General features: G+C 44.5%; 7 protein-coding genes. 4 read left to right on the top strand and 3 right to left on the bottom strand.

Annotated elements, in window-relative coordinates; translation table 11 throughout:
• Nucleotides 1-7: 7 nt before the first annotated feature.
• Nucleotides 8-1,558, top strand: a complete 1,551-nt coding sequence (locus KTR07_RS21450) for a sulfatase-like hydrolase/transferase (RefSeq protein ID WP_008767416.1) — start codon at nt 8-10, stop codon at nt 1,556-1,558.
• 210 nt (nt 1,559-1,768) lie between these two features.
• Entirely contained in the window at nt 1,769-5,653 is a 3,885-nt protein-coding gene (locus KTR07_RS21445; RefSeq protein WP_062695859.1) for a TIM-barrel domain-containing protein, read from the top strand.
• Nucleotides 5,654-6,034: 381 nt separating this feature from the next.
• Here the strand turns inward: KTR07_RS21445 and KTR07_RS21440 are convergent, their stop codons facing one another.
• On the bottom strand, nt 6,035-7,468 hold the full coding sequence (locus KTR07_RS21440) for a sialate O-acetylesterase (RefSeq protein WP_117981537.1): 1,434 nt from the start codon (nt 7,466-7,468) through the stop codon (nt 6,035-6,037).
• A 271-nt stretch (nt 7,469-7,739) separates the two neighbouring features.
• Between KTR07_RS21440 and KTR07_RS21435 the strand changes: the two genes are divergently transcribed.
• Nucleotides 7,740-8,870, top strand: a complete 1,131-nt coding sequence (locus tag KTR07_RS21435; protein WP_117981536.1) for an acyltransferase family protein — start codon at nt 7,740-7,742, stop codon at nt 8,868-8,870.
• 93 nt (nt 8,871-8,963) lie between these two features.
• Here the strand turns inward: KTR07_RS21435 and KTR07_RS21430 are convergent, their stop codons facing one another.
• Nucleotides 8,964-10,643 carry a SulP family inorganic anion transporter gene (locus KTR07_RS21430; RefSeq protein WP_008767420.1) on the bottom strand — a complete coding sequence of 560 codons (1,680 nt, stop codon included), beginning with the start codon at nt 10,641-10,643 and terminating at the stop codon, nt 8,964-8,966.
• 244 nt (nt 10,644-10,887) lie between these two features.
• Here KTR07_RS21430 and rbr point away from each other — a divergent pair, with 244 nt between their 5' ends.
• Nucleotides 10,888-11,466, top strand: a complete 579-nt coding sequence (gene rbr / locus KTR07_RS21425) for a rubrerythrin (RefSeq protein ID WP_008762794.1) — start codon at nt 10,888-10,890, stop codon at nt 11,464-11,466.
• 77 nt (nt 11,467-11,543) lie between these two features.
• Here rbr and KTR07_RS21420 read toward each other — a convergent pair whose 3' ends face one another.
• Nucleotides 11,544-11,816, bottom strand: a complete 273-nt coding sequence (locus KTR07_RS21420; protein WP_008767421.1) for a DUF4884 domain-containing protein — start codon at nt 11,814-11,816, stop codon at nt 11,544-11,546.
• Nucleotide 11,817: the final 1 nt, after the last annotated feature.

Genomic DNA, 11,817 nt, shown 5'->3' with positions numbered 1-11,817 from the left:
CCATATTATGAAAAACACGAATTTAGCCTTTTATGCTTTGGCAGGCATTTCTTCAATGCCTACTACGCTGACAGCCGGACAAGCTCATCCGAAGGAACGACCGGCTGACAAGCAGCAACCGAATGTAATCCTGATCGTCGCCGATGATTTGGGATACGGTGACTTGAGTTGCTATGGTGCTCATCGTATTTCTACACCGGGCATGGACCGTGTGGCGAATGAAGGAATCCGTTTCACACAAGGTTTTTGCACAGCGGCAACCTCTACTCCAAGCCGCTATTCCGTAATGACCGGTCTTTATCCCTGGACAAATACCGATGCAAAAATTCTGCCCGGTAATGCGGCATTAATCATCGACACCCAGAAGATTACTTTACCCAAGTTGATGAAACAAGCCGGATACGCTACCGGTTCTGTAGGTAAATGGCATATCGGATTGGGAGACGGTAAAGTAGACTGGAATAAAGAGGTTCATCCGGGAGCTGCCGAAATAGGATACGATTATTCCTTTATTCAAGCAGCAACGAACGACCGTGTCCCATGTGTATTTCTCGAAAACGGACGTGTAGTGGGGCTAGACCCCAATGATCCGTTGTATGTGGATTACCGGCAGAATTTTCCGGGAGAACCTACCGGAAAGAATAATCCCGAACTGCTCCGGATGCACCCGAGTGTGGGACATGCCGGTTCGATAGTCAACGGGGTGCCCCGTATCGGATTTCAGAAAGGTGGTAAGGCGGCACAATGGAAAGACGAGGAAATGGCGGAATTGTTTTTGAACAAGGCGAAGCAATTTGTCAATGACCATAAAGATGCCCCTTTCTTTCTTTATTACGGATTGCATCAGCCACACGTACCCCGTGTTCCTAACGAACGTTTTGCAGGTCAGTCGGGGATGGGACCCCGCGGGGATGTTATCTTGGAAGCCGACTGGTGTGTATCCGAATTTCTGAAAGAACTGGATAAACTGGGATTGGCTGAAAATACAATCGTCGTGCTGACCAGTGATAATGGTCCGGTACTGGATGACGGATACAAAGACGATGCAGTGGAGCTGGTAGGAGATCATAAGATAGCCGGTCCGCTTCGCGGAGGAAAGACAAGTATGTTCGACGGAGGTACACGTATACCTTTTATGCTTCGCTGGCCGGCAGCAGTTAAACCGCAGGTTTCCGATGCATTCGTCTGCCAGATGGATTTGCTGGCATCCTTTGCCGCCTTGTTAGGGCAGTCTTATCCGGACAAGCTGGACAGTGAAAATACCTTGGACACCTTTTTGGGCAAGAGCAAGAAAGGACGTGAAGAACTTGTCATTGAAGGAATGTTCAATTACGCCTACCGTCAGGGTGACTGGGCACTGATTCCTCCTTATTATAATCCGTATAGCAAGGAAGACGGAGACTTTATCGGTTTGGGATATGGATATAAGCTCTATAATCTGAAAAAAGATATCGGGCAGCAGGAAAATGTAGCAACCAAATACCCGAAGAAGCTGGGCGAATTGATCAACCGCTTTGAGTATCTGAAAGCGACTACGAATAAGGTGACACGCTATTGACCTCCGCTTATCCCTATGGGATTTGTGAATAAATAATAATAAAACAGCTTCTGATTTAGGGTAACCCAAAGATGAAGTGTATTTATTACCAAACGAGTAATTTTACAATCTGACACTAATAATCTTATAGTATGTCATCTGAATTAGTTAATATCATTTTTAAAAGAATATACAAAGGCACTTAATGTCTAATACTAAATAAATAAAAACATGAAAAAAGAAACCCCCATCTCTTTACGACATCTCAGGCGTATTACCGCCATTTTATTATTATGTCCAATTTCCCTTTCTTCCATACAGGCATCCGTAGCATCGGATCAGAGTGATGTTTCTTCGGCATCCGTCTGCCAGGAACAGACTTCGGGAATCCTTCGTGCAGAGAAAATAAACCCGACGACGGTTGATGTATTGTTCACGAACCAGCAACGGATGACTATCGACTTTTACGGAGAGAATATTTTCCGTGTCTTTCAGGACAATTCCGGAGGCGTCATCCGTGACCCCGAAGCGAAACCTGAAGCGCAGATACTTGTAGACCAGCCCCGACGCAAGGTTTCTGGACTGTCGGTGGATGAGAAAGATGGATATATCACCCTCACCACCGCCCAAGTACGGATTGAACTGAATAAGCAGACCGGACTGATGAAAGTCTTTAATCCATTGACCGGCAAATGTGTGATCGAAGAAGTCGCTCCGGTGGTATTCGGTCCTAAAGAAGTGACTGTAACCTTAAAGGAGAATCCCGAAGAATACTTCTACGGAGGCGGTGTGCAAAACGGACGTTTCTCTCATAAAGGCAAGGTTATTGCCATCGAAAATCAGAATAGCTGGACGGATGGCGGAGTGGCCTCCCCTGCCCCTTTTTACTGGTCTACCAATGGTTACGGAATGATGTGGTACACTTTCCGGAAAGGTGAATATGACTTTGGAGCAACAGAGAAAAACATAGTGAAACTGTCTCACAATTCTTCTTACCTTGATATTTTCTATATGGTCAACGACGGAGCCGTTTCCCTGTTGAATGATTTCTATCAGTTGACGGGAAACCCCGTTTTGTTGCCCAAATTCGGTTTTTACGAAGGACATCTCAATGCCTACAACCGTGACTACTGGAAGGAAGACGAGAAAGGAATCCTTTTTGAAGACGGAAAGCGTTATAAAGAAAGCCAGAAAGACAATGGCGGCATCAAAGAGTCTCTGAATGGTGAAAAGAACAATTATCAGTTCTCGGCACGTGCCGTTATCGACCGTTACAAGAATCATGATATGCCTCTCGGATGGTTACTTCCGAACGACGGTTACGGAGCCGGATACGGACAGACGGAAACGTTGGACGGCAACATCGCCAATCTGAAAAGCCTGGGAGACTACGCCCGCAAGAACGGAGTGGAAATAGGACTCTGGACACAGTCAGACCTGCACCCGAAAGAAGGTGTAAGCGCCTTATTGCAGCGTGACATCGTGAAAGAAGTCCGTGATGCCGGTGTGCGTGTACTCAAAACTGACGTGGCATGGGTAGGAGCCGGCTATTCCTTCGGATTGAACGGAGTGGCAGACGTAGGACATATTATGCCTTATTATGGCAATGATGCCCGTCCCTTTATCATTTCACTGGACGGCTGGGCAGGCACACAACGCTATGCCGGCATCTGGTCGGGCGACCAGACCGGAGGCGAATGGGAATATATCCGTTTTCATATCCCTACTTATATAGGTTCCGGTCTGTCCGGCCAGCCGAATATCTGCTCGGATATGGACGGAATCTTTGGTGGAAAGAATGCGGCAGTCAATATACGTGATTTCCAATGGAAAACATTTACCCCCATGCAGTTGAATATGGATGGCTGGGGCGCCAACGAAAAGTACCCCCATGCTTTAGGCGAACCAGCTACATCCATTAACCGCATGTATCTCAAACTGAAATCGGAGCTGATGCCTTACACGTATAGCTTTGCCCGTGAAGCGGTGGATGGTATGCCTCTCATCCGTGCCATGTTCCTCGACTATCCGAATGAATATACATACGGAACGGCTACCCGCTACCAATATATGTATGGTACCGACTTTCTCGTAGCCCCTGTCTATCAGAATACGAAGGCTGATAAAGAGGGCAATGATATCCGCAATGGAATTTATCTGCCCGAAGGCACTTGGATAGACTATTTCAGCGGAGAGAAATACGAAGGCAACCGTATTCTCAGCAACTTTGATACTCCGGTTTGGAAGTTACCCGTATTCGTAAAGAATGGCGCTATTATTCCGATGACACAACCTAACAATAATGTCAGCGAAATAGACCCCTCACTTCGCATCTATGAATTTTATCCGAACCGCCATACTGCAACCGTAGAATATGACGACGACGGTGTGACGGAAGCCTACCGTCAGGAGAAATCGGTATCTACCCTGATCGAATCGAACGTAGACGCAAAGAACCGTGTGACTATCACCATTCATCCCACAGCCGGAAGTTTCGACGGTTTTGTAAAAGATAAAAAGACGGAACTGCGCATCAACGTCACGGAGAAACCGAAGAAACTGACTGCAAGAATCAACAACAAGAAAGTAAAACTGACGGAAGTAAGCACGGCAGCGGAACTTCTGAATGGAGAAAACGTATTCTGGTACGAAGAAACCCCCAATCTGAATAAGTTTGCAACCAAAGGAAGTGAATTTGAGAAAGTGGTTATCACAAGGAATCCGCTGTTGCATATCAAACTGGGCAGCACCGACATCACCGCCAATCGTATCGAACTGGACGTGGAAGGTTTCCGCTTTGAACCGGCCGACCGGAACTTGGTAAGCACCGGAACTCTGTCTGTACCACAAAACGCTCAAGTAAGCGAGCAGAACAGAGAAGCATATACCCTGCAACCGACTTGGGACAAAGTACCCAATGCCGATTACTATGAGATTGAATTTAACGGAATGCTTTATACGACTATCCGGGATACTTACTTACTGTTTGAAGACCTAAAAGCGGATACTCCTTACGCATTCAAAGTGCGTGCTGTCAACAAAGACGGTGTTTCCGAATGGGCAGAGATTCAGGTGAAAACGAAGACTAATCCGCTGGAATTTGCTATTCGTGGCATTGAAGGTGAATCGACTGCCGCATCGCAGGGAGGATTCGGTGTAGACCGATTGTTCAACTTCTCCGAATCGGGAGATACATGGCACACGAAGTATAGCGTTAACTCCATACCATTAGATTTGATTATCGACCTCAAAACAGTTAACCAACTGGATAAGTTCCATTATTTGCCCCGTGCGGATGCCGGCAACGGTACACTGCTGAAAGGAACGGTATCTTACAGTATGGACAAAGAAAACTGGACGGAAGCCGGAGCATTCGAATGGCAACGGAATGGTGATGTAAAAGTATTCACTTTCACAGAGCGTCCAAATGCACGTTACATCAAACTGAACGTTACGGCAGGTGTAGGAAACTATGGTTCAGGTCGTGAAATCTACGTATTCAAAGTACCGGGAACGGCAAGTTACCTGCAAGGCGACATCAACAATGATGGCAAGATCGACCGCAATGACCTGACTTCTTATATGAACTATACCGGATTGCGTCGTGGCGACTCAGACTTTGAAGGTTATATCAGCAAAGGCGATATCAACATGAATGACTTGATAGATGCTTATGATATTTCTGTCGTAGCCACTCAGCTCGACGGCGGTGTCGACAGGGAAGCTACGGAGAAAGTATCCGGCTCTCTGTCCATCAGCACTCCGAAGAAGCAGTATCAAAAGGACGAAATCGTTGAAATCCGTGTGAAGGGTAATGATCTGCGTTCGGTTAATGCACTTAGCTTTGCTTTGCCTTATGATCAGAGCGACTATGAATTTGTAGGCGTGGAACCGCTGAATATGAAAGCAATGGAAAATCTGACTTATGACCGCCTGCATACGAATGGTGTGAAATCCCTCTATCCTACTTTCGTCAATATGGGAAAACAGGAGGCTTTGGAAGGTTCGGAAGAACTCTTTATTCTGAAATTGAAAGCGAAACGTAAAGTGAAGTTTGATCTGAATCTGAAAGACGGAATATTGGTTGATAAGCAACTGAGGATGCATTCATTCTAGAATGTGTTTCGTGTAAATCATTGATATATAACAAAAGAGGATGCCTGTGGGGAACTATTGGCATCCTCTTTGGGAGACAGACGGGAAGGATTACTTTCACAAGCAGTCCTTCAGTCTGCTACCTCCATATTTAATCTGGTTAGGGATTTCTTCATTTGAATACTCTTTTTATGAAGTGAGAATCATTCTATTAGATAGTAATCTTTATTCTATTAGTTCAAAACTGTGCAGGAATGAATAAAATATAGTGTATTGAAAAAGGACTATTATTCAATATACAGGAGCTATATGCCCAACATATTGGATATATAGCTCCTGCGCGTTGGATATATAGCTCCTGTACACAGGGCATATATACCCTGCACAGAGGCTAATCAGCTCTTACTTTACATCATCCCATGTATCTGTCCGGAACGGGAAAGCAGCAATCCCTAATGTATTGCGTAAAGTGATGTTTCCTACATAATTACGGAAAGCATACCGTACGGCTACCGGTTGGGCGACCTGATCGCTCCATACTTCCACATTTCTTGTGCGACCTGCAATCCGTGCTTTTGCCGGATAGAATTTCTTGTCGGCTCCTGCAATCTCGAAACCTTCCAATTCACAGCTGCCCGGTGCCAGTCCGGAAGGGGCATTGTCGAGTGTGACGATCGCTTTGTTCTTTGAATATTCCACCTTTGTCATCATCGGTCCGGTAGATGGAAATTTATGGAGACCGTATGTTTTAGTCAGTGCGAGATTGGCTAGCCGGAGTCCTACTACGTTTTTCTGAGGAGGATGAATGCAGAACTCGTCGCCGACATCTATCGTAGGAATCATTCCGGAGTTGGGGATTGTCTGCAATGCTTTCATTTGTGCTTCCTGCAATAAGGCGGAATTTATGTTCCGGCTGTTTCCGTATTTGTGCGGAGCAATCTGGACATAATAAAAAGGCATATCCGGTGCTTCCCATACATTTCTCCAGAGCTGCACCATCGCAGTCATCATCGGAGCATAGATCTGATAGTTGAATAGATTCGACTCTCCCTGATACCATAGAAATCCGCGTGCCGTATAGTTTTTCACAGGCAGTAACATGATATTATACAGGCATTGCAGCCGGCTGTTCGTATCTAACTTTGGATTTTTGGCGGCCTCTATATTTGCGCCTTCCACGGAGGCGAGCGTTTCTTCTGTCATCCATGCCTCGATTCGTGAACCTCCCCAGCTGTTGATGACCAGTCCTACGGGGAGATGAAGCGTTTCCGTCAGTTGTCGGGCAAAGAAGTAACCTGCGGCACTGCAATCCATAGTGGTTTCGGGCGAAGAAACTTCCCATTTCGCTCCTTCAAAGTCTGTCCGTTCTTTCACTCCTTTGGTTCGGGGGACAGTGATAAAACGGATACGGTCGCGGTAGTTGCCTGCGTTCAGAAGAGTTTCCAGCGAATGGTCGATGGGCTGTCCCATGTTTCCTTTCATGGTCATTTCCATGTTAGACTGACCGGAGCATATCCATACTTCTCCTATTAATATATCCGATAGCGTGACCCGGGTTCCGTCACTGATGGTAATAGAATAAGGGGTAAAACTTCCGGCAGGAGTATCCACTTTGACCAGCCATGCTCCTTCATCGTCTGTCGATACCTTATAAGTACGGTTATTCCACGAAGTGGTGACAGTCACCTTTTTGCTGTCTGCCCATCCCCACAGCTTAACGGAACTGTTTTGTTGAAGTACCATATGATCTCCCATCATGGCAGGGAGCTTCACTTTGCCTTGTGCAAGCGAGAAAAATAGAAGCGAGATTGTAAAAATCAGAAAATGTTTTTTCATACTATTGTTTTATTAATTAGGATTTGACAAATACTTCATTTAGGTCTAGGGCAAAATTACAACCTAATTTGAATATGGAATAATACTATTTAGTCATTCTCTGACAGATTTTGGTCGATTTACTCTAACTTCGCTTCTCTTCCAATGATTCATTTCCTTTCCGATGTACTTGTAGGAGAAAGAAGTTTTGAATATATTTGTATTAAGACGCTTTACAGCATATGTTTTTGATGAGACAATAACTGAATAATAATATGAATTGGTTAATACTATGAGTAAATTATCAGAGAATAACACATCCAGACTTGCTTCTTTGGATATTCTTCGGGGTTTTGATCTATTTCTTCTTGTCTTCTTTCAGCCGGTGTTTGCGGCGTTGGTACGACAGTTGAACTTGCCGTTTCTCAATGATATCCTTTATCAGTTTGATCATGAAGTGTGGGAGGGATTCCGTTTCTGGGATCTTGTGATGCCGTTGTTCCTCTTTATGACAGGTGCTTCGATGCCGTTTTCACTGTCAAAGTACATCGGTATGTCCGGCAGTTACTGGCCCGTCTATCGGAGGATTCTGAGGCGGGTGTTTCTGCTGTTTATTTTCGGAATGATTGTTCAGGGAAATCTGCTTGGACTGGACAGCAGTCATATTTATCTCTATTCAAATACTTTGCAGTCTATTGCTGTCGGCTATTTTATTGCGGCAGTCATTCAGTTACATTTTTCATTCAGGTGGCAGATAGGAATCACTTTGCTGTTGCTTTTCATATACTGGATTCCCATGACATTTTTGGGTGACTTCACACCGGCTGGAAACTTTGCCGAACAGGTGGACAGATGGGTTTTAGGTCGTTTCAGAGATGGTGTTTTCTGGAATGAGGACGGAACGTGGAGCTTTTCACCTTATTACAATTACACATGGATATGGAGCAGTCTGACATTCGGAGTGACTGTCATGCTTGGAGCTTTTGCCGGAAAGATTATGAAAGAAGGGAAAGCGAACCGTAAAAAGGTGGTACAGACTCTGTCCGTCATTGGTGTGCTTTTAGTAGGGCTGGCGATGCTTTGGAGTTTGCAGATGCCCATCATTAAGCGTTTGTGGACAGGTAGTATGACATTACTGTCCGGTGGTTATTGCTTTCTGCTGATGGCATTGTTTTATTACTGGATTGACTATAAGGGACACAGCCGTGGATTGAACTGGTTGAAAGTGTATGGTATGAACTCCATCACGGCTTATCTGTTGGGCGAAGTGGTGAACTTCCGTTGCATTGCTGATTCGGTCAGTTATGGGTTGAAACAATACATCGGAGATTATTATCCCGTATGGCTTACTTTTGCTAATTATCTTATTCTTTTCTTCCTGTTGAGAATGATGTATAAACGTGGCTTGTTTTTAAAAGTTTAGTGGAGCGGTAATCCCTCTCTTAAAATAAAAAAGAGCCATTTTAATCCCGAAAAGCAGGAGATAAAATGGCTCTTTCTTTATGTTGTAGTCTCTTTATTTCATGACTTCTTCCGCTCTATCCAGCGCTACCTTGAAGTTCGGGCAGATATTTTCTTTTCCCAGCAATTCATAGAATCCGGATTTCTCCAGCACCTTATATACTTTCTCATTGACTCCGGAAAGAATGACGGTAATCTTTTCTTTCTGCGACATTTCGCAAAGTGTAGTCAGATTATGAATACCTGTGGAGTCGATGAACGGAACTTTACGCATACGGATGATGCGTACATTCGGACGGTCTCCCAGCTGCGCCATCGTTTCTTCGAACTTCGTAGCGATACCGAAGAAGTAAGGACCGTTGATTTCATATACTTCCACTCCTTTAGGGATCATGATGTTTTCTTCGTTGACGGCGATATCCGATTCTTTATTCGGGTCGATCTCATCCGTAATGACGGAGATTTCAGTAGTCTCCATGACACGTTTCATGAAGAGTACGCAGGCGATGATCAGTCCTACTTCGATGGCAACTGTCAAGTCGAAGATAACAGTGAGGAAGAAAGTAATCAGCAATACGGTGACATCGGATTTCGGATTCTTCAGTAAAGCCTTGAAGACGCGCCAGCCGCTCATATTATAAGATACGATGACCAGTACTCCGGCAAGGCAAGCCATCGGAATATACTGTGCAAGGGGCATCAGGAAAAGAAGAATCAGAAGAAGAACAATCGCATGGATAATACCTGCAATCGGCGTCTTACCTCCATTGTTGATATTCGTCATCGTACGGGCAATAGCTCCGGTAGCGGGGATACCTCCGAACAATGGCGCTACGATATTTGCGGCACCCTGTGCGATTAGTTCCGTGTTGGAATCATGACGGTCGCCTATCACACCATCGGCTACGGTGGCAGACAAGAGTGATTCGATAGCTCCCAGCACTGCAATAGTGATAGCTACCGGAAACAGATTTTTGATAGCTTCCCAATCCAGAGCCGGTACAACGGCATCCGGCAACTCTGACTTAATGGTGAAACGGTCGCCGATGGTCGGAATGCAATCTATTCCGCCATAAGTCTTCATCAGATAGACGGCCACTGTCACTACAATAATGGCAATCAGCGATCCGGGAATTTTTTTAGAAAACCGGGGAGTGATTGCAATGATAATGATGCTGACAATACTTACAATGGTATTCCACCAATTCACGGTATCGAAATGACGGAAATAAATCATCCATTTCCCGACAAAATCTCCCGGTACTTTTTCACCTCCGAAAGACAGGCCGAAGATATCGGCAATCTGCGTAGTAAAAATGGTAACGGCAATACCGCTGGTGAAACCGACGATAATGGGATACGGAATAAACTTGATAACGGCTCCGAGCTTGAACACTCCTAATAATATAAGGAGAACACCTGCCATAAGCGTTGCCACAATCAGTCCGGCTTCGCCATATTGCTGGATGATGCCGTAGATGATCACAATGAAAGCTCCTGTCGGTCCGCCGATCTGGACTTTGCTTCCTCCCAGCAGAGAGATGATGAATCCGGCAATAATAGCAGTGATAATACCTTTCTCGGGCGATACTCCCGAAGCAATACCGAAGGCGATGGCCAGTGGAAGTGCTACGATGCCGACAATGACGCCTGCCATCAGGTCCGCCATAAACGTTTCTTTCGAATAATTCTTTAAACAAGAAACCAATTTGGGTTTAAATTCAAATAACTTCATTTCTGTGAATTATTATATATAATTTGCTCTTTTGCAAAGTAGAGGTTGCAAAATTACGCAAAATAATCGAGATAAGTATGTTTAGCAACATGCTATTTGATTGTTGATAGGTTTTATCTATGAATCGATAGTTTTTATTCATCAAGAAAAGGGAGCTTATTACGAACAAATCGCTTATATTTGCGTTATAAATAGTACGACAAGTTACGTTTGGTAATAACCAATTTAAATATAGATTAGAATTATGACTAAAAGTATTAAAGGAACCCAGACAGAGAAGAATCTGCTGACTTCATTCGCAGGAGAATCACAGGCTAGAATGCGTTACACTTATTTTGCAAGTGTTGCAAAGAAGGAAGGTTACGAACAAATTTCAGCAATCTTCACAGAGACAGCTGATCAGGAAAAGGAACACGCTAAACGTATGTTCAAGTTCCTGGAAGGTGGTATGGTAGAAATTACTGCCAGCTATCCGGCTGGTGTGATCGGTAATACACTCGAAAATCTTCGCGCTGCCGCTGCCGGCGAACACGAAGAATGGTCACTGGATTATCCTCATTTCGCTGATGTGGCAGAACAGGAAGGTTTCCCGATGATTGCTGCTATGTACCGCAATATCTCAATCGCTGAGAAAGGCCACGAAGAAAGATACCTGGCTTTCATGAACAACATCGAAAATATGACTGTATTCGCTAAAGAAGGCGAAGTGGTATGGCAATGCCGTAACTGCGGTTATATCGAAATCGGTAAGGAAGCTCCTGAAGTTTGCCCGGCATGTTTGCATCCGCAGGCTTATTTCGAGGTGAAGAAAGAAAACTATTAATAAGAGGTGTTTATTAGATAATAAAAATGCCGCTTGCATATAATTGCAAGCGGCATTTTATTTATTAAGATATTTCATTATCTGACTGTATCATCTCTGTAGATCGTTACAGTCCTTTCTTTCGTAGAGTCATTTTTGATACTGGTCACATCTCCCTTTGTGGTAAAGTACACATAGTTTCCCATATCCATAAATCGATAGACTTTGACTCCGTCATGCTCGAACAAATAGCTGACTTCGTAAGTTCGGTTATTTTCCGATTTGCCTTGTTTCAATGGGATCCCTGTATAGCAGGAACTTACACCTGCCATAACGAATAAAAGAATAAATAGTCTAGTTAATGTTTTCATG

Source organism: Bacteroides sp. MSK.20.82, assembly GCF_019052485.1.
Classification (GTDB): Bacteria; Bacteroidota; Bacteroidia; order Bacteroidales; family Bacteroidaceae; genus Bacteroides; species Bacteroides thetaiotaomicron.
The sequence above is the reverse complement of the archived record's forward strand: the minus strand, read 5'-3'. Positions and strand labels throughout refer to the sequence as shown.

What these genes read in the sequence shown, in the direction of transcription:
- KTR07_RS21450 (WP_008767416.1), top strand. Translation starts at nt 8, where the DNA reads ATGAAAAACACGAATTTAGCCTTTTATGCTTTGGCAGGCATTTCTTCA.
- KTR07_RS21445 (WP_062695859.1), top strand. Translation starts at nt 1,769, where the DNA reads ATGAAAAAAGAAACCCCCATCTCTTTACGACATCTCAGGCGTATTACC.
- KTR07_RS21440 (WP_117981537.1), bottom strand. Translation starts at nt 7,468, where the DNA reads ATGAAAAAACATTTTCTGATTTTTACAATCTCGCTTCTATTTTTCTCG.
- KTR07_RS21435 (WP_117981536.1), top strand. Translation starts at nt 7,740, where the DNA reads ATGAGTAAATTATCAGAGAATAACACATCCAGACTTGCTTCTTTGGAT.
- KTR07_RS21430 (WP_008767420.1), bottom strand. Translation starts at nt 10,643, where the DNA reads ATGAAGTTATTTGAATTTAAACCCAAATTGGTTTCTTGTTTAAAGAAT.
- rbr (WP_008762794.1), top strand. Translation starts at nt 10,888, where the DNA reads ATGACTAAAAGTATTAAAGGAACCCAGACAGAGAAGAATCTGCTGACT.
- KTR07_RS21420 (WP_008767421.1), bottom strand. Translation starts at nt 11,816, where the DNA reads ATGAAAACATTAACTAGACTATTTATTCTTTTATTCGTTATGGCAGGT.